Origin of the sequence: Pedococcus bigeumensis (assembly GCF_006438965.1) — a bacterium.
In the GTDB taxonomy this organism is placed as follows: Bacteria; Actinomycetota; Actinomycetes; order Actinomycetales; family Dermatophilaceae; genus Pedococcus; species Pedococcus bigeumensis_A.
Genome location: NZ_RCZM01000004.1, coordinates 366,435 through 391,325, shown reverse-complemented (window position 1 = coordinate 391,325; position 24,891 = coordinate 366,435). Strand labels below are relative to the sequence as shown.

At 70.8% G+C, this 24,891-nt stretch carries 22 protein-coding genes; 2 read left to right on the top strand and 20 right to left on the bottom strand.

All coding sequences use genetic code 11. The features are described 5' to 3' along the window. Positions 1–44: 44 nt before the first annotated feature. The 11 genes from EAH86_RS13345 to EAH86_RS13295 all read right to left on the bottom strand — a co-directional run bounded on the left by EAH86_RS13345 (position 45) and on the right by EAH86_RS13295 (position 13,961). On the bottom strand, positions 45–2,420 hold the full coding sequence (locus tag EAH86_RS13345; RefSeq protein WP_241668354.1) for a [protein-PII] uridylyltransferase: 2,376 nt from the start codon (positions 2,418–2,420) through the stop codon (positions 45–47). 264 nt (positions 2,421–2,684) lie between these two features. Then, positions 2,685–3,023 (bottom strand): P-II family nitrogen regulator, encoded by a 339-nt coding sequence (locus tag EAH86_RS13340; RefSeq protein ID WP_140741526.1) that lies wholly within the window; start codon positions 3,021–3,023, stop codon positions 2,685–2,687. After that, complete coding sequence (locus tag EAH86_RS13335; protein ID WP_194150780.1) at positions 3,020–4,474, bottom strand: ammonium transporter; 1,455 nt, start codon at positions 4,472–4,474, stop codon at positions 3,020–3,022. Before EAH86_RS13335 ends, EAH86_RS13340 begins: the two co-directional genes overlap by 4 nt. 210 nt (positions 4,475–4,684) lie before the next feature. After that, positions 4,685–5,623, bottom strand: coding sequence for a hypothetical protein (locus EAH86_RS13330; protein WP_140741521.1), 939 nt, complete (start codon positions 5,621–5,623; stop codon positions 4,685–4,687). 142 nt (positions 5,624–5,765) lie between these two features. Further along, positions 5,766–6,140, bottom strand: a complete 375-nt coding sequence (locus EAH86_RS13325) for a maleylpyruvate isomerase N-terminal domain-containing protein (RefSeq protein WP_140741519.1) — start codon at positions 6,138–6,140, stop codon at positions 5,766–5,768. A gap of 355 nt (positions 6,141–6,495) precedes the next feature. Continuing rightward, entirely contained in the window at positions 6,496–7,470 is a 975-nt protein-coding gene (locus EAH86_RS13320) for an MFS transporter permease (RefSeq protein ID WP_140741517.1), read from the bottom strand. Further along, on the bottom strand, positions 7,467–7,931 hold the full coding sequence (locus EAH86_RS13315) for a hypothetical protein (RefSeq protein ID WP_140741515.1): 465 nt from the start codon (positions 7,929–7,931) through the stop codon (positions 7,467–7,469). The genes EAH86_RS13320 and EAH86_RS13315 overlap by 4 nt, the downstream gene beginning before the upstream one ends. A gap of 146 nt (positions 7,932–8,077) precedes the next feature. Then, a complete protein-coding gene (locus EAH86_RS13310) occupies positions 8,078–8,911 on the bottom strand; it encodes an aminoglycoside phosphotransferase family protein (protein WP_161988650.1) in 834 nt (277 codons plus the stop codon). Then, the gene (locus EAH86_RS13305) at positions 8,908–9,957 is read right to left on the bottom strand and encodes a hypothetical protein (protein WP_140741511.1); all 1,050 of its coding nucleotides are present in this window, start codon (positions 9,955–9,957) and stop codon (positions 8,908–8,910) included. The genes EAH86_RS13310 and EAH86_RS13305 overlap by 4 nt, the downstream gene beginning before the upstream one ends. Then, a complete protein-coding gene (ftsY, locus tag EAH86_RS13300) occupies positions 9,950–11,176 on the bottom strand; it encodes a signal recognition particle-docking protein FtsY (protein WP_140741509.1) in 1,227 nt (408 codons plus the stop codon). Before ftsY ends, EAH86_RS13305 begins: the two co-directional genes overlap by 8 nt. An 88-nt stretch (positions 11,177–11,264) precedes the next feature. After that, positions 11,265–13,961, bottom strand: coding sequence for a WD40/YVTN/BNR-like repeat-containing protein (locus tag EAH86_RS13295; RefSeq protein WP_140741507.1), 2,697 nt, complete (start codon positions 13,959–13,961; stop codon positions 11,265–11,267). Positions 13,962–14,286: 325 nt separating this feature from the next. Between EAH86_RS13295 and EAH86_RS13290 the strand changes: the two genes are divergently transcribed. After that, on the top strand, positions 14,287–16,494 hold the full coding sequence (locus EAH86_RS13290; RefSeq protein WP_140741505.1) for a SpoIIE family protein phosphatase: 2,208 nt from the start codon (positions 14,287–14,289) through the stop codon (positions 16,492–16,494). Next, the gene (locus EAH86_RS13285) at positions 16,491–16,850 is read left to right on the top strand and encodes an STAS domain-containing protein (protein WP_161988649.1); all 360 of its coding nucleotides are present in this window, start codon (positions 16,491–16,493) and stop codon (positions 16,848–16,850) included. The genes EAH86_RS13290 and EAH86_RS13285 overlap by 4 nt, the downstream gene beginning before the upstream one ends. A 101-nt stretch (positions 16,851–16,951) precedes the next feature. On the opposite strand, the gene EAH86_RS13280 is transcribed toward EAH86_RS13285, so the two are convergent. From EAH86_RS13280 to EAH86_RS13240, 9 genes are all read right to left on the bottom strand, one after another. Next, positions 16,952–17,233 (bottom strand): hypothetical protein, encoded by a 282-nt coding sequence (locus tag EAH86_RS13280; protein WP_140741501.1) that lies wholly within the window; start codon positions 17,231–17,233, stop codon positions 16,952–16,954. Positions 17,234–17,371: 138 nt separating this feature from the next. After that, positions 17,372–20,944: a chromosome segregation protein SMC gene (gene smc / locus EAH86_RS13275; RefSeq protein ID WP_140741499.1), complete on the bottom strand. Its 3,573-nt coding sequence runs from the start codon at positions 20,942–20,944 to the stop codon at positions 17,372–17,374. Positions 20,945–21,089: 145 nt separating this feature from the next. Beyond that, positions 21,090–21,395, bottom strand: coding sequence for a chorismate mutase (locus tag EAH86_RS13270; RefSeq protein WP_140741832.1), 306 nt, complete (start codon positions 21,393–21,395; stop codon positions 21,090–21,092). 47 nt (positions 21,396–21,442) lie between these two features. After that, positions 21,443–21,634, bottom strand: a complete 192-nt coding sequence (locus EAH86_RS13265) for a hypothetical protein (RefSeq protein WP_140741497.1) — start codon at positions 21,632–21,634, stop codon at positions 21,443–21,445. A gap of 161 nt (positions 21,635–21,795) precedes the next feature. Further along, positions 21,796–22,092, bottom strand: coding sequence for an acylphosphatase (locus EAH86_RS13260; RefSeq protein WP_140741495.1), 297 nt, complete (start codon positions 22,090–22,092; stop codon positions 21,796–21,798). Between the two features lie 92 nt (positions 22,093–22,184). Beyond that, positions 22,185–23,054: a bifunctional DNA-formamidopyrimidine glycosylase/DNA-(apurinic or apyrimidinic site) lyase gene (mutM, locus tag EAH86_RS13255; protein ID WP_140741493.1), complete on the bottom strand. Its 870-nt coding sequence runs from the start codon at positions 23,052–23,054 to the stop codon at positions 22,185–22,187. 74 nt (positions 23,055–23,128) lie between these two features. Further along, complete coding sequence (gene rnc / locus EAH86_RS13250; protein WP_140741830.1) at positions 23,129–23,947, bottom strand: ribonuclease III; 819 nt, start codon at positions 23,945–23,947, stop codon at positions 23,129–23,131. Between the two features lie 65 nt (positions 23,948–24,012). Then, the gene (gene rpmF, locus EAH86_RS13245; protein ID WP_140741491.1) at positions 24,013–24,207 is read right to left on the bottom strand and encodes a 50S ribosomal protein L32; all 195 of its coding nucleotides are present in this window, start codon (positions 24,205–24,207) and stop codon (positions 24,013–24,015) included. A gap of 1 nt (position 24,208) precedes the next feature. Then, positions 24,209–24,826, bottom strand: a complete 618-nt coding sequence (locus EAH86_RS13240) for a YceD family protein (RefSeq protein ID WP_140741489.1) — start codon at positions 24,824–24,826, stop codon at positions 24,209–24,211. Positions 24,827–24,891 lie beyond the last annotated feature (65 nt).

Sequence of the window (24,891 nt, the reverse complement as noted above, 5' to 3'; positions counted from 1 at the left end):
GCCTGACGCGCCGCCCGAGCGCCGTCTCAAGCACACGCCCTGCCTCAGGCGGGCGCGGCGCCGTCGCAGGTGTCGATCACCATGGACACCGTCTGCGCGACCTTGGCCGGCGACAGGAGGCGACCACCGAACTCGGTGAGGTAGAACGTGTCCAGGGTCTGACCGGCATACGTGGCGATGTGTGCGGAGCGCACCGAGAGGCCCGCCTTGGCGAACCCCAAGCCGAGCTCGTGGAGCAGGCCCTGGCGGTCCTGGGCGCGCACCTCGATCACGGTCGCCTCCTCGGAGGCGTGCGGGACCACGAGCGCTCGCGCCTGCCCGGGCGACCCCGTGGCGGACTCGCCGCTGGGTCGCGCGGCGAACGCCCGGCGGCGTTCCAGCAACCCCAACGGGCCTCGGTCGCCTTGGGCGAGCCGCTCCAGCCCGCGCACGATCCGCTCCTCCTGCGGCGGCTCACCGCTGGGGCTCTCCACGTGCCACTCGTTGGCCGCGACGCCGTCGATGGTGCGCAGGATCGCGGTGCGGACGACCAGCCCGTATGCCGCGAGCAGGCCTGCCGTGTCGGCGAACAGTCCCAGCCGGTCGCGGTCGAAGACGTCGATGCGGTAGGACCCGCCCTGGGGACGGACGATGACCCGCGGATCCCCCGCGGCGACCGCCTGGAGGTCCGCCTCGTCGACGGTCGCGGTCTCTGCCGGCGGTGGCACACTGCCTTCTTCCCAGCCCTTGCGGGCTCCATCGGCGAGCTGGCTCAGCAGGGTCGCCCGCCAGTCGGTCCAGGCGAGCGGGCCGGCGGCACTCGCGTCGGCCTCGGTGAGGGCCACGAGCAGGTCGAACACGTCGCGCGACCCGTTGACGGCGGCTCGCGCTGCGGTGACGGTGCCGGCGTCCTGGTGGTCACGACGGGTGGCCAGATCCATCAGGGTGAGGTGCTCGCGGACCAAGGTGGTGACGACATCGACGTCGGCGGCGGGGTAGCCCAGCCGGATGGCGATCGCCCTCGCCAGCGGGGCGCCTGTTGCCGAGTGGTCGTGTGCGCCACGGATCTTGCCGATGTCGTGCAACAGGGCCGCGAGCAGCAGCAGGTCGGCGCGGGTGACCGAGCGCACCAGTCCCCCGGCGAGCACCACGGTCTCGATGAGGTGCCGGTCCACCGTGTGGCGGTGGACCGCACTGCGCTGCGGACGGGAACGCACCGCGGCCCACTCCGGCAGCCAGCGGTCGATGATGCCGGCCTGGTCCAGCCCCTCCCAGACGCCGATCAGGCCGGGTCCGGTGGCCAGGAGGTCGGCGAACAGGTCACGGGCGATCAGCGGCCACGGGTCCGGCAGCGTCGGCGCCTGGCCGGCGAGGTTGGCCAGCGTCGTCGGGGCGATGGGCAGGTTGTTGCGCGCGGCGACGACGGCGGCGCGCAACGGCAGGAGCGCGTCGGTCGACAGGGTGCTGCGAGGCCCGAGGACCACCTCACCGTCGTGCTCGAACATGCCGAAACCGAGCGGGTTGAGCTGGGGCCGTCGGGGGCCTACCCGCAGGGTGCGGGCGCGCTGCGACTGGCCGGCCCGACGGACGGTGCCGTCGAGGGCGTAGGCGATGGTGCGACCCGCGTCGGCGACCGCCGTCATCATCTCGTCGGAGTCGCTGTGGCCGAGCAGCGCGGCGACGGCATCGTGGTCCTCCCGGGTGAGCCGGTCGCGGCCGCGTCCCGTGACGACGTGGACCGCGTCACGGGCGTCGAGCAGGGTCTGGTGCGCTTCGTCGACCCCCACGTGGGGGCGGTCGGTGAGCCAGGCGGCCACGAGGGCGCCGAGCACCGTCATGTCGCGGAGCCCGCCGTGCGCCTCCTTGAGGTCCGGTTCGAGGCTCTGGGCCAGCTCGCCGTGCCGGGCGTGCCGCGCCTTGAGGCTGTCGACGAGCTGGGGCAGCCGGCGGCGGGCGTTGCCGCGCCAGTCGTGCGAGACCGTCGACCGGGCGGCAGCCACGACCTCGGGGTCGCCCGCCACGCACTGCAGGTCGAGCAGGCCAACGGCGACAGCCAGGTCGCCCGAGGCCACGGTGCGGCACTGGTTGACCGTGCGGACGGCGTGGTCGAGCTTGACCCCGGCGTCCCAGACGGGGTACCAGACCCGGTCGGCCAGTCCGCGCAGGTCGTCGCCGCTGAGCGAGCGCCCGTAGTGCAGCAGCACGAGGTCGACGTCGCTGAGCGGGCCGGCATCACCCCGGGCGAGGCTGCCGACCGAGGCCAGCGCGATGCCCTCAGCGGAGCGACCGTCCAGGGCCACCTTCCAGACGTCGCTCAGCCAGCCCCGGGTCAGGGTCGCGATGGCTTCGCGGCGGGCCTGACCGGCCCCGGGGGCGTCGAAGCCCCTGGCCCCCGCCAGGTCGAGGCGGCGTGCCGCCAGGTCGCTCTGCTCGATCGTCACGTGCCCACCGTGCCCTTCCGACGTTTCCGAACGTGAGCCGTCGTGTTACGCCCGTGTTAGACGTATGCCGCGTGGCCGCCCCTGCGCACGCCGAGCCCTCCCGCCGGCTCGCCTACCTCAGGCCCGTTGGTAGCGAAACTTCCGGATATCCGGAAGTTTCGCTACCAACAGAAACTCCCAGGCGCCCGCGTCGGCCCGGGCAACGCGCGATGGCGCCCGGCCCCGCGAACGGGACCGGGCGCCATACCCAGTGCTTGGTTTGCCTCAGAGGGCGTCGACGCCGCGCTCTCCGGTGCGGACCCGGACGACGTCCTCGACGGGCACCGTCCAGATCTTGCCGTCACCGATCCGGCCGGTCTGGGCGCCCTTCAGGATGACGTCGGCCACCGAGGTGGCGTCGATGTCGTCGACGAGGACCTCGACGCGGACCTTGGGCACGAAGTCGACGGTGTATTCAGCACCACGGTAGACCTCGCTGTGGCCGCGCTGCCGACCGTAGCCGGACGCCTCGCTGACGGTCATGCCCGAGATTCCGTAGGCCTCCAGGGCCTCCTTCACCTCGTCGAGCTGGTGGGGCTTGATGATCGCGGTCACGAGTTTCATGCCGATGCTCCCTCATGGGTCTTGGCAGGCTTGCCGGACGACGCGGTCGAGACTGCACCAGGTGAGCCGAAGCGTCCACCCGTCAGGCCACTCAGGTCGTACGCGCTCTCAGCGTGCTCGGAGAGGTCGACACCCTGCGACTCCTGCGTGTCGTCGACCCGGAAGCCGATGGTCTTGTGGATGGCCAGGCCGATCAGGTACGTCATGACGAAGGAGAAGACCATGACGGTGAGGGCGCCGGTGACCTGGGCCCCGAGCTGGGAGAACCCGCCGCCGTAGAACACGCCCTCGTTGACGTCCAGGCCGGCAGCACCGGTCGGGCTGCCCTTGGTGGCCAGCAGGCCGATGAGCAGGGTTCCGATGAGACCACCGACGAGGTGGACACCCACGACGTCGAGGCTGTCGTCGAAGCCGAACCGGAACTTCAGGCCCACCGCGAGGGCACACCCGGCGCCGGCGACGAGGCCGACGATCAGGGCGCCGATCGGGGAGACCGTGGCACAGGCCGGGGTGATGGCGACCAGGCCTGCGACGACGCCGGAGGCGGCACCGAGGGAGGTGGGGTGACCGTCGCGGACCTTTTCCACGATCAGCCAGCCGAGCATCGCGGTGCAGGTCGCCGCCAGGGTGTTGACCCAGACGCCTGCAGCCTGCGTGCCGGCGCCGAGGGCCGAGCCCGCGTTGAAGCCGAACCAGCCGAACCACAGGATGCCCGCGCCGATCATGACCAGCGTCAGGTTGTGCGGACGCATGGGCTCCTTGGCGAACCCGATGCGCTTGCCGAGCACGATGGCCAGGGCCAGGCCGGCCGCACCAGCGTTGATGTGGATTGCGGTTCCACCCGCGAAGTCATAGGCACCGGCGCCGCCGAACAGCAGCCCGTCTGCCTTGTTGGCGATCCAGCCACCGGTCTCGGCGGCGTACCCGCTGAACGCGAACACCCAGTGGGCCGCGGGGAAGTAGACGAGGGTTGCCCACACGACGGTGAAGACGGTCCAGGCGGTGAACTTGGCGCGGTCTGCGATCGCACCGGACACCAGCGCGACGGCGATGATGGCGAAGACGACCTGGAAGGCCACGAAGGCCGGGGCGGGGATGCCACCGGCTGCTGCGGTTCCGGCGGCTGCGTCAGCCGGCACGTAGCCGTAGATCTGGTCGAGAATTCCCTTCAGTCCGAAATGCGTGAAGGGGTTGCCCACGATGCCGCCGCCCACATCGGGACCGAAGGTCTCGCTGTAACCCCAGAGGATCCACACTGTGCCGACCGTGCCCATGGTGATGAAGCTCATCATCATCATGTTCAGCACGCTCTTGGTCCGAACCATGCCTCCGTAGAAGAGGGCGAGGCCCGGTGTCATGAACAGCACCAGGGCCGCCGCAGCAAGGACCCAGGCGGTGTTCCCGCTGTCGGTGAACGGCACGTCGGCCGCCACGAAAGTTATAGCGCTCATGCGGAGAACCATGCCGTCGGCGGATTTCGGCGAACGCCGCTCCGTGTTACGGGAGTGTTAGCGGATCTGCGTATCGGTAAGGATCAGGTAACGCGCTGGTCAGCGTCTCGCATCCTGGACCCTCCGACCCCGAGGTGGATCCTGTCACGGCGGAGGACAGGCGGAGGACAGGCGGAGGACAGGCGGAGGACCGGCGGAGGTAGCCGCCGGCTATCCGGCCCTGGCGAGGTAGCGCTCCCCCATCGAGGTGAGCACGTCGTCCTCCAGCAGCCGGCCGAGCTGGGCCAGAGCCTGCGCCTGGGTGCGGAGGGCATCCCACTGGCCGTCCTCGACGAGGACGTCGCACAGCAGCACACGCAGGTCGGGGGCCACGGGCCGACCCGTCCGTTCGCAGGCGTCGATGGCTTCGCCGAGCAGGATGGCCGCGGTCGGCGCGTCACCGCCCTGCCACAACACGATCGACTCCACCTCCGCGAGCGCTACCCGCAGCTCCACGGTGACGTGGAGGTCCACCAGGCGCCGAGCCCGCTCGAGGACGTCTGCCGTGCGCGGGTCCTCGGTCGCCACCATGGCACGCGCGGCCAGCACCGCCGCCTCGGCCGCCCACCCGGTGTCCCCCGCCTGCTCGTAGAGGTGCGACGCCCGCAGGACCATGACCGGGCCCTCGTCCTCGGGCGCGACCTGGGCCAGACCCATCAGACCGCTCGCGGCGTGGGCCGGCTCACCCAGGGACTGCAGCTGTTCGACGTAGCCGCGCCCCGCAGCCAGCGCATCGGGATCGCCGACCAGCACCTCGACCGGGACCATCGCCAGCTGGCAGCGCAGGGTCTCGACCTCGTCGCCGGAGGCGGTCGCGGCCGTGAGGGCGTCCGCGAGCACGTGCCCCGCGGCAGGATGCCCGGCCCCGAACAGCACTTGTCCGAGCCGCCGGTCCAGCACCGCGTGCATCCGGTGCTCGGCCTCGTCGCGGCCGGGGAGCAGGTCCGCCCGGGCCTCGCCCCAGCCGTGCACGAGGTGGTCCATCCGGATGGGGTCGTGGGCGTCGGCCGCCTCCAGGAGTGCGTCGTGGAAACCCGCGATGTCGGTGGGCAGTGGCACCCGCGCCTCGGCGAGTACGGCGGCGGGCAGCTGGCCTTGGTCGGACTCCACGACGCCGACCCTAGCGCCGGACGTGGGACTCTCCCTCCGCCGTTCTTCGGAGATCCACCGGCTGGAAGGCGATCGACACGGGGTGGCCGATGGAGCAGTCTCAGGGCAACGGACGGCCGGGTATGCCGCGTGCGCGCCCCGGTCAGAACGCCGAGATCGAGGCGGGGGCGCGTTGCGGGCGGCTGAGTCCGCGGATCACTGCCGTCTGGCCGTGGCGGCGGACCGCGACCCCGGTGAGCAGGCCGACGACGGAGGAGATGACGTGGTCGGAGTAGCTCGGTGTCTCTAGGCCCACGCTGGCGGCCAGGTCGTCACCGTGCACGACGAGCTCCATCATCCGGGTCGTCAGGAAGTCCTCGGTCGTCAGGGACCAGCCCTGCCACGGGATGAAGATCGTGTCGGGGTCGCGGGGTGCCTCGAACAGGGCTGGGAGCTCAGCGGCCCACTCGTCGGCCAGCTCCAGCACGACGTCGGGGCCGACCTGGGCGCCGTCGTTCTCACCCTCGCGGATCGACACGTTGGCTCGTCGTCGGGCCCTGCCTCGACCCAGGCAGCGCGGGAGTAGTGCTCCTGGAGCGCGATCGGCGGGGCCTCGTCCGGGGCGGCCCGCAGGCCACGCGCGGTGTTGCCTGCCTGCTTGAGGAGGTGGAAGGTCAGCCCGCCGACGGTCATCCCAGCGCAGGCGCTCTCGGCGTCCCAGGTCGCACGGACCTCGGGTCGGGCGGCCAGCTCGCGGGACAGGTCGAACGCCGACAGGAACGCGGTCATGTGTTCGGCTCTGCTCACCCGACCGACCCTACCCAGCCTCCCCGACAGGACTAGGTCGCCCGCCAGATCGCCCCGAGCGTCGGGTCTTTGAAGGATCTGCCACGTCAGGGCGTGGCGGATCCTTCAAAGACTCGCGAGTCAGGACTGGCTGCAGCATCGCCCGCACCGCCTCCTTCTCCGCCGTCGTCGCCCCCGCGGAGGCGGACGAGGCGCGAACGCAACCACGCGGCATACCGCTCGAGCGGGAGGAAGGCGAGCATCATCACGAGGTGCGGCCAGAAGGCGATGGTGATCGCGGCATAGGTCATGGCGTGGAAGACGAACCAGCCGCCCACGACCCGGCGGCGCCACTTCTCGGACAGCACGAAGATGACCGGTGAGGTGAGCTCGGCGCCCATCAGCACCCACTGGAACCAGTGCAGCGTCCACGGCACCTCGAGCAGCCACTGCGCCATCGGCGAACCCCGCCGGACCACGGCCCGCACCATGGTCGCGGAGTTGACCCAGTCCCAGCCGCCGAACCGGACCTTGGCCCAGGACGACAGGAAGTAGGTGGCGATGGCGGACAGCTGGACGGCTCGGAGCGCGAAGCCCGCGGCCTCGCTGCGACGTTGGTCGGACAGGTGCGCCAGCCCCACCGTCGGCAGGAGCGCGAGGGCCACCACGAAGTCCGCCCGGTCGTGGTCGACCTTGCCGTAGGAGAAGGCGATGTACTGGTACCAGACCCACCCGATGGCGACGGTCCAGCCGAGCAGCCGTGGCGCCCGGCCGGTCATGGCGGCCAGTGCAGCGAGCACGCAGCCCCACTTGAGCGCCTGCACGAGCAGGACCGTGGCGGCCGGCAGGTGCAGGACCTTGCCCATGACCAGCGGCTCGTACCAGACGGGGTCGGCGTAGCCGTGGTACCAGCCGGAGGTGTGCAGCAGCACCACGTCGACGATCACGAACGCGAAGACGAGCAGGCGGAGCGTGGCCACCCTCGACACAGGCATCGGCGTGAACAGCCAGCGCCCGAGCTGGCCGATCGAGCGGTCGGCGAGCCCGGTGACCGAGCCCGGCCCGCCGTTGACGCCGCTCACCGCGCGTCCCACTGGGCCAGCACCTCGGTGCGCACCTCGCCGGTGGGTTTGCGGTCGACCACGACGATGAGTCGGCGAACGACCCGCAGCGCGGTCCACTCCGCTGCCGTCGGGCGCAGCTCGGCGTGGCTGCGCGCGAGGGTGCCGAGGCGGGACGGGTCGGCTTCGATCTGGGTGATGCGTCCCTCGACCTCGGCGCGGTTCAGGCCGACGTTCTCAGGGGTCAGTGGCGCGCGCACCCACTCGCCGGGCGCGTCCGCGGTCTGCACCTCGATGCCGGTCGACCACACGGATCCGGTGGCGGCCTGGGAGGTGGAGAACATCCGCCACGGGCTGAACGGCCACCAGTGGTCGTTGCCCACGAGCGAGCCCGCGCAGAACATGACGGTGAGGGCGAGCAGGACGGCGATCCGCCACGTCTTCGCCACTCGACCGAGCCGGTCCACGACCCCCGCATCCACGGGCACAGGTTAAGCCATGCCGGGTATGCCGGCCGGTCCCCGCAGGCGGGTGCCCTCACGTTCGCGCGCTGCGCGGGAGGGCGGACCTGTTCGCCCGGCCAGGGGTGCCTGCCCGCCGCACGCACTGCTCTGCTCTGCGAACCCGGTCACTCGGACCCGCGCACACCACTCGGCGCGATAGCCGCCGCGAACAGCTCACGCCTGGACGCGAACCACTCCGCGTCCCGCAGTGGATGTTCCGCGTGACCATCCGCCACCATCCGCACGAATGCCGGATCCCCCTGCGCTGCAAGCTCTTCCACTGTGCGGGAGTGGTCGGTCATGCACTGCAGCACGGCGTCTGGGACCTGGGCACGCAGGTCGGCGTCCGCGGCATACCCGTCGAGCACTGCCGCGAACTTGTGCAGCCGATCGGCCATCGTCACCGCCCCCATCTCCCGTCGGACCGCCGCTGACTCACCCCAGAGCGGCGTCCACGACCACAGCACATAGGCAAGGTCCTCCACAGGCGCACCCGGCGACGCGAAGTCGAAGTCGATCACCGCGAACGACCCGTCCGGTCGGAGCACCGTGTTGTAGGTGCCGACGTCGTGGTGCACGACCACTTCGCCCGGCCGCAACGCCCGCCCCGGCACCACCCGCCACGGAAGCGCGGGGTCGGGTGCGAAACCAGCCTGGGCGTCGTGGAACGCACGCACCCACGCCCCGATCGCGCGGCAGGCCTCGATCGTCTGGAACTCCGGCGCGAGCGGTTGCGGTCCCAGCGTGCCCGCGACCCCCTCGACGTATGACGCGACCTCACGTCCCAGCTCGTCGGTCCCCAGGGCGCGTGGTGCGCCGTCGAAACCGACGGTCTCGAGATGGTCCAGCAGGGCGTGCACGGCGGGCGTCCAGGGGCCGGCCTGGCGCCGCACCGTGTCGCCCACGCGCACGACGACGCCGGTGTTGCCGCCCGCCAATGGCTCCTCGTGAACGGTCACCGGCGACCCCGTCGGGCCAGGCGGGCGATGAGGTACGCCAGCAGCACGAGCCCCGCGCAGGCCCCGAGGCCGGCGAAGAGCTCGCCACGGTTGGCCACGAGCCGGGAGCCCTCGCCGTCGCCCACCGCGCGAGTCTGCGACTGGGTTTGCGGCTGCGACTGCCCCGACGTCGCGGGTGCGCCGCCGGGGGTGGCGGTGGGACTGGGGGCAGTCGTGGTCGTGGAGCTGGCAGGGACGTTGATCGCCACCTGCTGGATCCGTGAGTGCGTGCCCTCAGTTCCCACCAGCAGCCCGTTGCCGTCAGGAGCCAGTGCGAGCGTCTCGCCCTGCGGTTGAAGAGGCAGCACCTGGTACGACGTCTCGCGCCAGGTGTCAGGGTCCAGGACGACCAGCGAGGTGTAGGTCCGGACAGCCAGACCGGACCCGCCTTGCAGGAACACCGCGTCCGTGGCGATGTCGGGGGCCGGACCGACCTTGGTCAACCGGTTCACGCCCTTGCGGCTCGGCGTCGCCGGAAGGGCGTAGACCGCGCCTGGCCGGCCCTTCGTGACGACGAAGACCCGTCCGGAGGTGGGGTCGACGGCGATGGACTCGGCGTTGTGCGGTCCGTCGGGGTAGGACAGCTCCCACGAGGCCCACGCCCCCGAGGTACTGCCCAGCTCCGGCTCGTCGAACCAGAACACCCGCACCACCGGGCGGGCGCTGTCGTTGTCCCCGATGTCCGCGACGAGCATGCGTCCCTGGGGTGTGATGGCGAGCGCCTCGACGTCACGGACCTCGGTGTCGAACGTGTGCACCCCGACGGTCTTGCCGGTCTCGGTGTCGATGGCGAACACCCGTGCCGTGTCGCCGGAGTCGTTGCCCGTCCACACGGTGTGCGGGTGCCGGACGCTCAGTGCCAGGCCGGACGACTCGGTGATCCGGGAGTCGTCGATCCGGACGTCGACGCCCTTCGACGCGGCGCCGGACGCGGCCAAGGCCGCGCACGGCATACCCACCACTGCCATGGTGAGCAGCGCGGCGGCGAGCGCGAACCGGCTAGGCAAGAAGCGCGTCGACGAAGGCCTCGGGGTCGAACGGTGCGAGGTCGTCCGGGCCCTCCCCCAGGCCCACGAGCTTGACGGGGACGCCGAGCTTGCGCTGCACCGAGACCACGATGCCGCCCTTGGCGGTCCCATCGAGCTTGGTGAGGACGATGCCGGTGACGTCGACGACCTGCGCGAAGACCTCCGCCTGGCGCAGCCCGTTCTGGCCGGTCGTGGCGTCGAGGACGAGCAGCACCTCGTCGATCGGGCTCTGCTTCTCGATGACCCGCTTGACCTTGCCGAGCTCGTCCATCAGCCCGACCTTGTTGTGCAGCCGGCCGGCGGTGTCGATGAGGACCACGTCAGCCTCCATCTCGGCACCGGCCTTGACGGCGTCGAAGGCCACCGCGGCCGGGTCCGCGCCGTCACGGTCGGAGCGGATGGTGGGCACGCCCACCCGGGCACCCCAGGTCTCGAGCTGGTCGGCCGCGGCCGCGCGGAAGGTGTCCGCTGCCCCGAGGACGACGTCCTTGTCCTCCGCGACGAGCACGCGCGCCAGCTTGCCCACGGTGGTGGTCTTGCCGGTCCCGTTGACTCCGACCACGAGCACCACGGCGGGGCGGCCGTCGACCCGCGAGCTGACCACGGTGCGGTCCATCGTCGGGTCCACCAGCCGCAGCAGGTCCTCTCGGAGCCACCCGCGCACGGTGGCTTCGTCGGTCGTGCCCTCGATCTTGACCCGCGAGCGCAGCGTCTCGACGAGCTCGGTGCTGGCCTCGACACCGAGGTCGGAGGCGATGAGGGTGTCCTCGACCTCTTCCCAGGCGGCCTCGTCGAGCTTGCCACGGGACAGCAGGGTCAGCAGCCCGTGCCCGAGGGCGGTGTTGGAACGGGCCAGCCGGGCGCGAAGCCTCTGGAGTCGTCCGGCCGGCGCGTCCGGGCGGTCCAGCGTCGGGGTCGGCTGGACTGGCGGCAGGTCCTCGTCCGAGGGAGCGGGAAGGGTGTCGACCGAGCCGGCGTCCTCGATGGATCTCTTGGGCGCGTCGCGCGGTGGGGTGGCGTCGTCACCGACACCGGGCAGGACGTCGGTCGAGCCGCCGGCCCCCCGCGTCGGGGTCGGAGCCGACTTCGTCCGGCGCCCCCGTCCCCGCACGAGTCCGAGCAACACCCCGCCCAGGACCACGAGGAGGCCCACGGCGACGACAATCCATTCCCACAGCTGATCGATCACGCGCGCCATCCTCTCATTGCGACGAGACGACCCCGACCGCTCCTCGCGGTCGGGGTCGTCCCGGTTCACCTCTTCAGGTGGTGGTGCACTGCCTGCGTCACTGCGGAGGCGTGATGCTCCAGATGCCGCGTCCGTGGGTGGCGGCGTAGAGGTTGCCGTCAGGACCGGCTTCCACATCCATCACCACGGTGGTCGGCAGCCCGGTGCCCAGCACCTGCCACGACGTCGCTCCGGGCGCCCGGTAGAAGGCGCCGAGGTCGGTGCCCACGACGAGCGCACCGTTGGACAGCCGCTTGACCGTGCTGGCCGGGACGTCCGGCAGGTTGGCGCTCACGTCGGCCCAGGTGGCGCCGCCGTCGTTCGTCTCATAGACGTGCCCGACACCTGCTCCGGGGCCTTCGGTGAACCGGCGCGAGAAGCCGTTGATCGCGGCATACGCGTGGCTGCCGTTGGCCGAGTCGATGGCCAGGCCCTGGACGAACCGCAGCGGGAAGGTGCTGGCCAGCGAGAGCTGGTGCCAGGTGCCTCCTGCGTTGGTGGCGATACCCCGGGCGAACCCGGCGTTGTTGCACGGGCCACACCACGACACGTATGCCGTCCCGCCCTGCATCGCGACGGCGGTCGCCGAGTGCCCGGCGCCCAGGTCGAACGCCTTGGTCAGGTCGGCTGCGCTGCGCGTGGCCGTCCAGCCCTTGGTGCCGATGTAGACGTAGCGGCCGCCGAAGATGAAGTGGTCGGACGCTGCGCCGTCGAGCGCGATCGGGGCGATGAACCGCGGTGACGGGTCACCGGGGTCGAGGGACCAGGAGCTGGCCTGGGCCTCGCTGAGCGCTCCGGGGTTGAGCGCACAGTTGTTGGTGATCTTCACTGCGAGGTTGACGTACTCCTGAAGCTGGTTGCAGCCGTTCGCCGGGTCTGCCGAACCGTCACCACCGTCGCCACCGAAGTTGGAGCCCATCTCGGTGTCGGTGTTGGTGCCGTTGGGAGCCACCTTGAACAGGTTGGACACACCGTTGTCCTGCAGGCCGCCGGAGACCACGACACCGCTGCCGTTCTTGGTGTCACGACCCACGGAGACCGAGTAGTACTGCAGGGCGTCCATCGTGCCGTCGGAGCTCATCGACACCAGGTCGGTGGCGTTGCCGTTGGCGTTGACCGTGCCGTTGACCGGGCGCCGGTAGACGCCGCCGTCGTTGCCGAAGAACACGACCGGGGTGCCACCTGCGGTACCGACCGTCACGGAGTGCTGGTCCGGGTGACCGGCCAGCGGGCACTTGTTCGACGCGTCACTGAGGCTCCAGCACGGGAAGCCGAAGTTCCAGTACGGCGACACGGCCGACCAGTGCGACCCCGCGTCCTTGGTCTCGAAGACCTCTTCCAGCCCCGCCCACACGTGGTCGCGGTTGGCCGGGTCGACGGTGAGGAACTGGTTGTACCAGGCCTGCACACCGACGCCGTAACCCTTGCGGTCCAGGGCAGAGCCGCTGTTGTGCAGCTGCTGCTGGTCGGCGATCTTGTTCCAGGGGCCGTTCGGCGATCCGGTCTTGGAGACGAAGATGCCTGCGAGAGAAGAGGTTGCGTTGATCTTGCTCGGCTGTTGGACCAGGGCGTACAACCGGTCGCCAGTCTTGCTGAAGGCGAAGGTCGTGTAACCCACGTCGCTGGTGTTCGTGATGCTTCCGAGGGTCACCGACAGCTTGTGCCAGCCCGACGGGCCGGCCGTGAAGTCGTTGGTCTCGTAGAAGCCGTTGTAGGTGTCGCCCGAGCGCCAGCCGATGGCGGCGATCACGTGCTTGGGGTTCTTGGGGTCCACCGCGATGTCGTTGACGATGTTCTTGTATGCCGCGTTCGTGGGTCCCGAGGCCGTGTTGCCTCCCCAGTCGCTGCCCGCCGGCACGAGCACGGTGCCCGCGTCGTCCTTGATCTCGGGCATCCAGCTCATGTTGGGCGCGAAGCCGAAGGTCCACGCACCGGCCTTGCTGCCGGCCGCGTGGTACCAGATGCCCCGGTTGGTGGCTGCGAAGACGGTCGAGCCGCCGCCAAACCGGACCCGGCCGACCGTGGTCGACTCGAGCTCCTTGCCGCCGACCCGGTCGGTCGGAGCGAAGGACCCGGACGTCGGGTTGCCCAGCCGGTAGACGCCGGCGCCCACGTAGGAGGTCGCGCCGGTGTTGGACTCGCCCGTCGCGAACCACAGCGATCCGTCACCGGCCAGCTGCAGGTCGCCCGAGCTCAGCGAGGGCAGCGTGTCGGCGATGGGCGTCCAGTTGCCGCCACCCTGGGAGGACCGCCAGACCCCGCCATCGGCCCCCGCGGCATACACGTGGTTGGCGGCATCGGCCGCAAGGCCGGTGATGCGTCCGGTGACGTGGCCGGCGCCGCCGGAGGAGTTGGAGTTCCAGTCCCGGTACCGCGGGTCGTCAGCGTTGTAGGGGACCTTGGTGACCTCGTTCCAGGCGCCGGTGGTGTGAGGGAGCGCCTGGATCTGGGCGAACGCGGAGCCGTAGGCGCCCGGTGCCACGATCCCCGACGGTGCCGTGCGTGCCTGGTCGAACTGCTCGGCGATCGTCACCGCTTCCTTGGACTCGTTCTGCGCCTCGGCGGGGTTGCCACCGGCGATCATGAGGGCCTTCTCCATGACGGCGGCGTTGTAGTGTCGGTCACGCCACTGGTACTTCAGCCACGCTTCGTTGAGCTCGTGCCTGCCGAGAAAACCGGCTGCACCGCCAACGACGAGTGCCAGTCCTGCACCGCCGGCGATCAGCCTGCGGGCGCGGGGTTTGAACGATGCCATCTGCGCATCTCCTCCGGGGATGGGTGGGGACCCGATCGGGCCCGCCCCAGCATCCAGCCAGCACTCAGGAACCACCCATGACAAATGTCATGGGTGCGTCCCTGAGCTACCCGCTGACCTGCGCAAACATCGACGGCTCGAGACCTGCCGGCTGGCGCTCCCCCACCGCCCTCCGGGATTCGCCGGGCGTCTCCTCACCGTCAAACCATGACGGTGACGCAGGTCGGCCTCTACGCTCTTGTCCCATGCTCCGTGGTGTGCAGCCCGCCGTGCGGTGCCGATGACCGGCCACGAAGCGGTCACTGCTGGTCGGACCAGCTCACCGATGCCTGTTCCAGGCGACTCTGCGGTGATCGACCAGGCGTCCGCTGCGTCAGGTCGGCGCGCTCCGTTCGCGGCCGACCGGCGCCCAGCTCGGCTCCTCGACCCCCGCTGGCGAGGCCCGGCAGGTCTGGTCCTCGTCGCCGTGGCCTACTACGTGGGGGCGAGGGTCGGACTGAGCCTGTCCCTGGTCGAACAGAACATCACCCCGTTGTGGCCGCCGACCGGGATCGCTCTTGCTGCCTTCCTGCTCTTGGGTCGCCGCACGTGGCCGGCCGTGACCGTGGCTGCGCTGGCGGTCAACCTTCCTCTGACCGAGGGTCTCGCGCCGGCGGTGCTGACCGCGGTCGGCAACACGCTCGCTCCGCTGCTGGCGGCGACGCTCTTGGGCCGCGTGGGCTTCCGACGCCAGCTGGACCGCGGTCGTGATGCCCTCGCCCTGGTGTTCCTCGCCGCCCTGGGAAGCATGCTGGTCAGCGCGACCATCGGGACGGCGGCCCTCGTTCTCTCCGGAGCCATCACCTCGGACCGGGTCATGCCGGCGTGGGCCGTCTGGTGGACCGGGGACGCCATGGGGGTCCTCGCCGTGGCGCCGTTCCTGCTGTGCCTGCCACTGTTTGCCGAGCTCGGACGCTGGTCGCCGGCCCGCGCGGCAGAGGCCGTGCTGATCCTGACCGCGCTCGCGGTCGTCTCGGTCTGGGTGACACTCCATGACCTGCCGCTGCTCTTCCTCGTACTGGTGGTGCTCGGATGGGCGGCCTGGCGGCTGCAGCTGCGTGGTGCCGCCCCGGCCGCCCTGGTCGCCTCCCTGGTCGCGACCTGGGCGGCGACGCACGACCGCGGACCCTTCGAGGGGCACTCGTTGTTCGAGCAGATGGCCATCCTCCAAGCGTTCAACTCAGGGGTGGCTCTCGCGTCGTTCTTCCTGTCGGCCCTCGTGACGGAGCGGGTCGCGGCGTCCCGCGCGCTCGAGGCGGCCGCCGCCGAGCTCGAGGCGCGAGTCGAGCAGCGCACGGCTGCCCTCTCCACGGCGAACGCGCGACTCCTCCAGGAGATCCACGACCGTTCGGTGGCGCAGGAACAGCTCAGCCGCGAGGAGCTGCGCGCCACCCGCGAGCACCAGATCGCCGAGACCCTCCAGCGCAGCCTCCTTCCGGACCGCCTTCCCGACATCCCCGGTGTCGACCTGGCGGCGCGCTACGTACCGGCGACGGCTGACGTGCACGTGGGTGGCGACTGGTACGACGTGGTGCAGCTCCCGGGCGGGCTCATCGGGCTGGCCATCGGCGATGTGACCGGCCACGGGCTCCAGGCGGCAGCGACGATGGGCCAGCTGCGGATGGCGCTGCGCGCGTACGCACTGCACGACCCCTCACCCGTCGAGGTGTTGCGTGGCGTCCACCAGCTCGTGACCCAGCTCGCGATGCCCGACATGGCCACCCTGATCTACCTCGTGTTCGACCCCGACACCAGGGAGGTGCGCTTCGCCAACGCCGGACACCCACCGGCGCTGGTCATGGCCGACGGCACGAGCTGGTTCCTGGTCGACGGCCTTGCACCTCCGGTGGGCGTGACCGCGGACGACCACTATGCAGAGGCCAGTCTGGACCTCCCTCCCGGCGCGACCCTGCTGCTCTACACCGACGGTCTGGTCGAGCGCCGGGGTGTCTCCATCCAGGAGGGGCTCGACCGGCTGGCCCTCGAGGCAGCCGACCACTCCGACTACGACCTCGAGCCACTGTGCGACCACCTGCTGTCGGCACTGCTCGGGGAGACGAGGAACGCAGACGACATCGCGCTGGTCGCCATTCGAACCTCACCCCGTTTCGCGGGTCCCCTCGAGCTGCTCGTGGATGCCGAGCCTCATGAGCTCGCCCACGTGCGGCGGACGTTGCGACGATGGCTCCGCGACACAGGAGTCGCATCGAGCGACGAGAACGAGATCCTGGTCGCGTGCGGCGAGGCGAGTGCGAACGTCGTCCAGCACGCTTATGACGGCCATGGGGAGCTGGCTGTCGCGGCTCGACTGGATGGCGACGTGGTCGTCGTGACGGTCAGTGACAGGGGCCGGTGGCGACGTCCCGCGGAACGAGGTGGCGGGTGGGGGATCTCGCTGATGGAGGCCCTCGTCGACGCCGTCGAGATCGACCGCCGGCCGAGTGGCACGGTGGTCACCCTGCGACGCACCGTGGGCCAAGAGGACGCGTCGTGAACCCCCACGCCCACGTGCGCGGCGAGGACCTGGCCGGTGTCGACGGCACCAGGGTGGTTCGGGTGGAGGGAGAGGTCGATCTCGCCAACGCGCACGATGTGCTCGACCTCATCCTCGGACGGGTGTCGAAGGACACCACGCACGTGGTCCTGGACCTGAGCGCGACGACCTACCTCGACAGCTCGGGTGTGGCGATGGTGTTCCGGCTGGCTGACAGATTGGGGACCAGCCGACAGGAACTGCGCCTCGTGGTCCCCGACGGGTCGCCCATCAGGGCCGTCATCGAGCTCACCTCTGTCGACCGGGTCGTGCGGGTCGACACGGCAGTCAGCGACGCAGCCGATCGATCGCGCTGACGGTCGGCCCCTGCAGTCCGGCAGGCAACGCTCGACGATATGCCGCGCGCGGCAGCGGGAGTGGCCGGGTGCCAGCCAGCGCGGTGGCAGCCGGAGAAGTATCAGCCGGCGCGGTGGCGCCCGGACTCCTCGACGGTCTCGCGGGGTGCCGCGCTCGACACGGTGTCGCTGACCTTGTCGGTCACCGCGTCCTTGGCGGAGGTGATGGCCTCACCGGTCTTCTCCAACGTCGACTCGGTCTTCTCCTTGACGACGGCGATGAGCTCCTCGCCCTGCGGCGTCAGCAGCTCTCGACCCTCGCGGCGCGCCGGAATTGCCACCACGGCGACCACGGCAACCGCCAGTCCGACGCAGATGAGCATGCCGATGATGAGGGGGACCATGCTTCAAGGGTGCCTCTCGCGGCGGGAATGCTCAAATCGACCCGCCGCGCCCGGGCGCGTCGACGCCCGGCAGCGGGGACGGCGGCATACCCGCTGACCTGCATGGTCGTCGGACAGCGGCCGGCGACGACAGCGCGGTCAGGCGCTCTGCGCCGCCACGTCGCGAATCCGCTGTGAGACCACAGTGGTCACACCGTCACCACGCATCGACACACCGTAGAGCGCGTCGGCGACCTCCATGGTGCGCTTCTGGTGGGTGATGACGATGAGCTGGCTGGAGTCGCGCAGCTCCTCGAAGAGGGTGATCAGGCGACCGAGGTTGGCGTCGTCGAGCGCCGCCTCCACCTCGTCCATGATGTAGAACGGGCTGGGGCGCGCCTTGAAGATCGACACGAGCAGCGCGACCGCGACCAGTGACCGCTCGCCACCGGACAGCAGCGACAGCCGCTTGATCTTCTTGCCCGGGGGGCGAGCTTCGACCTCGATGCCGGTGGTCAGCATGTTGCTCGGATCGGTGAGGGTCAGCTTGCCCTCGCCGCCGGGGAACAGCCGGCTGAAGACGCCCTCGAACTGGGCAGCGGTGTCGTGGAAGGCCTCGGTGAAGACCCGCTCGACGCGCTCGTCGACCTCGCGGACGATGTCGAGCAGGTCGCGCTTGGACTTCTTGAGGTCCTCGAGCTGCTCGGTGAGGAACTTGTGCCGCTCCTCCAGCGCAGCGAACTCCTCCAGCGCCAGCGGGTTGACCCGACCGAGAGCACTCAGCGCACGCTCGGCCTTGCGCAGCCGCTTCTCCTGCGTCTCGCGGACGTAGGGTCCGGGCTCGGGGATCTCGTCGGGGTTGTCGTCCGGCCCGACGACGAACGGCACGAGCTGGTGCGGACCGAAGTCCTCCATCAGCGCCTCCGGCGAGATGCCGAGCTCCTCGACGGCCTTGGCCTGCAGGGCCTCGATCCGCAGCACCTGCTGGGTGCGGGCCACCTCGTCGCGGTGCACCGTGTCGGTGAGCTCGCGCAGGTCGTCCTGGAGGGCGGCGACGTCGCGGCGCACCACGGTGAGGGCCTGGTCGCGCTCGGTGCGCTCCTGCTCCGCACTGGTGCGCTTGCGGGCTGCGGTGTCGAGGGTGGTGGCGATGAGCGTGCTCGCGTATGCCGCGCCGCGTCGCACCGCCTCGGCCACCGTGGCCTCGCGCTTGCGGCGTTCCTGGCGGGCGGCCAGTCGCTGGCGGGCGGCCAGCTCGTTGCGGGCAGCGCCTTCGAGGGAGTCCGCGCGGCCCTTGAGGGCGCGAGCCCGTTCCTCCTTGGTGCGCAGCGTGAGCCGGAGCTCGGTCTCGGCCGTGCGACCACGGCTGGCCTCGAGCTCGAGGCGGTCGCGCTCGTCGGTGCCGGGGTCCTGCGACTCGGTCGGTTCGGCGCTGGCCTCGTCGAGGCGTTCGGTCATTCCGGCGAGCTCGACGCGGTCGGTCTCGAGGGCGGCCGTCGCATCGGCGATCGAGCGTTCGGTGCGCTCCGCCTCGGCCTTGGCGGACCGGACGGTGGCGCCGAGGTGACCGAGTCGCTCGGCAACGGCGGCCATCTTGGCGTCGGAGTCGTGCAGCCGCTCGAGGGCGTGCTCGACGTCGTCGCTGGCGACCCGGTGCCGCTCCTGCGCGGCGGTCAGGGCGAACCGTGCCTGCTCGCCGCGGCGGGTCGCGTCGGCGACGCGGTCGCGCGTCTCGTCAACGGCCGACTGGATCTCGATGAGGCTCGGCGCGTGGCTGCTGCCGCCGCGGACGAAGCCGGGGGCGAACACGTCGCCGTCGGTGGTCACCGCGGTGATGCCCTCACCACTCGCTACGAGCGCAGCAGCCAGAGCGGGGTCGGAGACGAGGGCGACCCGTTCGAGCAGCTGCTCGACGGCAGGACGGACCGTGGCAGGCGCCTCGACGACTTCGCGGGCCCAGACAGCCGAGCCCTCGAGCCGTGGCCAGGTCGACGGGTCGCTCGACGACGCGGTCTGCCCGACGAGGAACGCAGCCCGACCGGCGTCGTCGGCGCGCAGCGTGGTGAGGGCGCGGGCGGCGTGCTCGACCGACTCGACGGCCAGGGCGTCACCCGCCCAGCCGAGAGCGGCGGCGATGGCGGCCTCGTGCCCGCCCTTGACCTGGAGCAGCGACGCGACCGACCCGACGATGCCGTGCTTGGAGTCTGCGGCAGCGAGGAGCGTGGCGGCGCCGTCCTTGCGGGACAGGCTGAGCTCGAGAGCTTCGAGCCGGGCGGTGCCGCTGGTGCGGTCGCGCTCGGCGAGGCGCTCGGCCTCGCGGTGCTTCTCGACCTCGGCCTCGACCTGCTCGAGGATGGCGGCGGCCTTCTCGTAGGCCGAGTCCAGCCCTTCCTCACCCTCCTCGTCGACGGCGACGGAGGCTTCGAGCGTCTGGAACTCCTGCTCCGCGGCGGCGGCGCGCTGCAAGGACTGCTCGATGACCCCACGGAGTCGACCGATCTCGGCCTCACCGGCCTCGAGACGGCTCCTGCGGGCGCCGACCTGGCCGGCCAGCTTGGCCAGCCCCTCGCGACGGTCAGCGGCTGCGCGGACGAGCCGCTGGAGGCGCTGCTGCTCCGCGGCATACGCCTGCTCTGCGGCCGCACGCGCTGCGGTGGCGGCTTCGAGCTCGGTCTTGGCCTCGCCCACCTCGGCGAGCAGGGCTTCCTCCTGCTTGCGCGCCTCGACGGCCTGGGCGCGGAGCTCCTCGGGGTCTCGGCCCGAGGTCTGCTCGTCCTGGCTGTCCTGGGAGAGCAGGCGGACGCGTTCGGCGGCCAGCGACTCGGTGGAGGTGAGCTTGTCGCGCAGCTGCTGGAGGGCGAACCAGCGCTCCTGAGCCTTGGCCAGCTCGGGAGCGGCGTCCTGCGCCTGCTCTTCCAGGGTGGCGAGGCGGCTGCGCAGGGTGGTCAGGCCGTCCTCGACCTCGGTGCGCTTGGCGATCAGCGCGGACTCGTCGGCGACCTCCTGCTCGAGGGTCGAGGTGAGCTGGACGAGGTCGTCGGCAAGCAGCCGCAGCCGGGCGTCGCGGGCGTCGGCCTGGACGACGGCGGCCTTGCGGGCGGCCTCGGCCTGGCGGCCCAACGGACCGAGCTGGCGGCGGATCTCGCCGGTGAGGTCGTTGACGCGGGTGAGGTTGGCGTCCATCGACTCGAGCTTGCGGAGCGCCTTCTCCTTGCGCTTGCGGTGCTTGAGGACGCCGGCGGCCTCCTCGATGAAGCCGCGGCGCTCCTCGGGAGTGGCGCGCAGCACGGCGTCGAGCTGGCCCTGGCCGACGATGACGTGCATCTCGCGGCCGATGCCGGAGTCGGACAGCAGCTCCTGGACGTCGAGCAGTCGGCAGGAGGTGCCGTTGATGGCGTACTCCGAGCCACCGTTACGGAACATCGTCCGGGCGATGGTGACCTCGGTGTAGTCGATCGGCAGCGCGCCGTCGGTGTTGTCGATCGTGAGTGCCACCTCGGCGCGGCCCAGCGGTGCCCGACCGGCGGTGCCGGCGAAGATGACGTCCTCCATCTTGCCGCCGCGCAGGCTCTTGGCGCCCTGCTCCCCCATCACCCACGCGAGCGCGTCGACGACGTTGGACTTGCCGGAGCCGTTGGGCCCGACGATGCAGGTGATGCCGGGTTCGAGGCGCATCGTGGTCGCCGAGGCGAAGGACTTGAAGCCCTTCAGGGTCAGGCTCTTGACGTACACGAGCGGCTCGGCTCCTGGTGAGTTGCTGGCGGGGTCTGATCGCGGCCACTGTACCCGCGGGACCGGCGCGCTCCCCGCACCTTCCACCGTCCTGCGTTGCCTGTGCACCGTGAGACAGGAGTGACGCCAGAGGTATGCCGCGCGGTCAGGAGCCGGCGATGGCTTCGTGGTGGTGGATGACCTCGGCGATCACGAAGTTGAGGAACTTCTCGGCGAACGTCGGGTCCAGCCCGGCCTGGTCGGCGAGGTCGCGCAACCGCGCGATCTGGGACTCTTCGCGCGCGGGGTCAGCGGGCGGCATACCCTCGCGGGCCTTGAGCTCGCCCACCTGCTGGGTGCACTTGAACCGCTCGGCGAGCAGGTGGATCAGGGCCGCGTCGACGTTGTCGATGCTGGCGCGCAGGCGCACGAGATCGTCGGGTGTCGAACGGGGTCCTGAACCCGATGGAATGCGTGGCCCTGAACCTGGTGCGGAACTGGGTGTCTGTGCGGGCGAACTCACCCGGCAATCGTAGGCATGCCCGCTGCCACGGTGGCGGGCTGTCTCAGATCTTCGCGTAGCTGGTCGTTGTCACGCTGCAACCGTTCGACGAGGTACTCGAGGTCACGCACGCGGCGGCGCAGTTCGACGGTCTCGAGCATCAGTCGCGGGTCAGACGCCACGCGATAGCCCACCAGGGCCTTGGCCATGTCGACTCCTTCTCCGCAGACGTCGGGGGGATCGCGTGCTGCGGGTGTGCCCGAACCGGGCATCTCTCAGACTGACACCCGGACCCCGGCCGGTCAATGGCAGACCGATGAGTTCACCTCCGGTCACGTGGACTGACCTGCGATCGAAAGCGACCGAAATGTCACTTCTCGACGAAGCCGGCAAGCCCGTCTCGCGGCGAACCCCACGTCGTCACGCAGGTGTGGACGTCGCCCGGGCGCAGGTGCTGCGACGGGCGTTCCTCGATGAGGGCGACGAGAGCACGGATGCGTTCCTCGTCCCCCTGCGCCACGACCTCGACGCGGCCGTCGCCGGCATTGCGGGCGTGGCCGACGAGGCCCAGCTCGAGCGCCCGCGCGCGGGTCCACCAGCGGAAACCGACGCCCTGCACCCGACCGTGCACCCAGATGACCGCGCGGGCCGGACCGTTGTGATCCATCTGCACCACCTCTCGGTTCAGTTGTACCGCCGGAAGCCCGGTCCTGTCAGCGCCCCGTGATCCGGGTCGCTGTCAGCGCCTGGTGGTCGGTGTCAGCCGTGCCGCAGCCGGGGACGCGGCTGACAGTGCGGGCACGAGAAGGACGACCGGTTCATGAACGCCTCGCGCCGGATCAACGTGCCGCAGCGGTCGCACGGCCGGCCCTCCTGGCCGTACGCGTGCAGCGACCGGTCGAAGTAGCCGGACGCCCCGTTCACGTTCACGTACAACGCGTCGAAGCTCGTCCCACCCTCCCCCAGCGCCGCCAGCATCACCTCGCGGGCATGGTCGAGCACCCGCCTCAGCGCGGGCTTGGTCAGCGACGAGCAGAGCCGTTCGCCGTGCACCTGCGCGCGCCACAGGGCCTCGTCGGCGTAGATGTTGCCGACCCCCGAGACGAGGGACTGGTCGAGCAGCGCCCGCTTCACGGCCGAGTCGCGGGTCTTCATCCGCCGGACGACGGCCGCCTGGTCGTAGGCCGCCTCCAGCGGGTCAGGGGCGATGTGGGCCACCGGTTCGGGCACGCCCTCGGGCGTGAGCTCGGCGAGCGCCATCCCACCGAACGTCCGCTGGTCCACGAACCGCAGCTCCGGGTCGCCGTCGGCAAAGGTGAACCGAGCGTGCAGGTGCTTCTCCTCGGGCGCTTCCGACGGCTCCACGAGCAGCTGGCCGCTCATACCCAGGTGCGCGATCAGCCCCTGCTGGTGGCCGTCAGGCGCGCGCAGCACGAGCCAGAGGTACTTGCCCCGCCGCCTCGCCTCCTGGATGTGGTTGCCCTCGAGGCGAGCGGCCAGGTCGAGCGGTCCGGGCAGGTGCCGCCGCGCGACACGGGCGCCACGGAACTCGGCGCGCTCGATGGTGCGCCCCACGACGTGGTCGGCCAGGCCGCGGCGGACCACCTCGACCTCGGGCAGCTCAGGCATGGGCCAACTCAAGCATGCGTGGCCGACACCCCTGCGGCTCGGGCGTCAAAGACGTGGGTATGCCGGGCGCTCGCCTAGGAGGGCGAGCCCGCCACGGCGTCCTCGTCGGCCAGCGCGTCAGCGGCAGCGGGCCCAGCGGACCCAACGGCGACGGAGTCTGCGCCGGCGCCGGTCGAACCGGGGTTGGCCAGCTCGGCAGCCCGTGAGTCGAGCGCCCGCCAGGCGAGCTCGGCAGCGCGCTGCTCGGCTTCCTTCTTGGACCGGCCGGTGCCGGTGCCGAGGACCTCGTTGCCCACGACAGCCTGCGCGTGGAAGGTCTTCTCGTGGTCGGGGCCTTCTTCCTCGACGCGGTACTCGGGAACGCCCTGGACGGTGGACGCGGACAGTTCCTGGAGGCTGGTCTTCCAGTCCAGGCCGGCGCCCAACGTCGCACTCGCCGCCATCAGCGGGTCGAGCAGATGGTGCACGAGGTTCGCGGCGGCGCCCATCCCGCAGGACAGGTAGACCGTCCCGATGACGGCCTCCATCGTGTCGGCGAGGATCGAGGCCTTGTCGCGACCACCGGTGCTCTCCTCGCCACGGCCCAGCATCACGTGGTCACCCAGCCCCAGCGTGCGGGCCACGTCGGCCAGCGCACGCATGTTCACCACGGCAGCACGCAGCTTCGCGAGCTGGCCCTCGGGAAGGTCCGGGTGCGCGGCATACAACGTGTCGGTGACCACGAGCCCGAGCACCGAGTCGCCGAGGAACTCAAGGCGCTCGTTGTTGGGCAGGCCACCGTTCTCGTACGCGTACGAGCGGTGCGTGAGGGCACGCGAAAGCAGCGACTCGTCGACGGGTTTGCCCACCACCTCGGTGAGGTGCTGGACAAACCCGTCGACGGGCCGCTGCATCGCGCTGTCCCCCGTGCCTGACGAGGTGGGGGACGGAGTGGGACTCACGCGCGGTTCAGACTGACTCAGCCCTGGTGCTCGGTGCGCTCGGCCGGCGTGTAGTGACGACCCTTGTAGTAGCCGCAGGACGGGCAGGCGATGTGGGGCTGCATGGCAGCCTTGCACTGCGGGCACGTGGTGAGCGTGGTCGCCGTCGCCTTCCAGTTCGCACGACGCGAACGGGTGTTGGAGCGCGACGTCTTCCGCTTCGGGACAGCCACGTCAGTTCCTCTTCTCTTCGGTGTTGCTGTGGGTGGTGCCCTGGGCGCTGCCCAGGAGGTCTGTGGTTTCGGGAGACAGCGCGCTCAGCGCAGCCCACCGTGGGTCGAGCACTTCGTGGTGGTGGTCCGGGTCGTCCGCCAGGCGCGCTCCACACTCGGAGCACAGTCCCGGACAGTCGTCCCGGCACACGGGCTTGAACGGCAGTGCAGGCACCACCGTGTCGAGGAGCACGGGTTCGAGGTCGAACAGGTCTCCCACGAGGGTGTGCTCCTCGGCCTCGTCGTCGTCCGCTCCCACCTCACGGTGGTGGGCTGCGCGATCGGCGTAGGCGAACAGCTCCTGGAAGTTCCCGTCAACCTCGCGGCTGACGGGGTCCAGGCACCGCACGCAGGCGCCGGTTGCCGTGGCACGGACCGAGCCGGTGACCAGCACACCCTCGACGACGGACTCGAGCCGGAGTTCCAGCTCCATCGTGGACCCCTGCGGGACCGCGATGACGTCCGTGCCGAAGTTGGCAGGTGCCTCGATCGTGCGCTGCAGGCGTTCCATGGAACCGGGTCGCCGACCGAGGTCCGTGGTGTCGAAGACCAGCGGCGATCGGGGGTTCAGGTGTTCCATGGCTCCAGCAGACGTCGAGTGACTCGGACTGCACCTCGGGCGAGGACAAGACCGACGCACGAGAT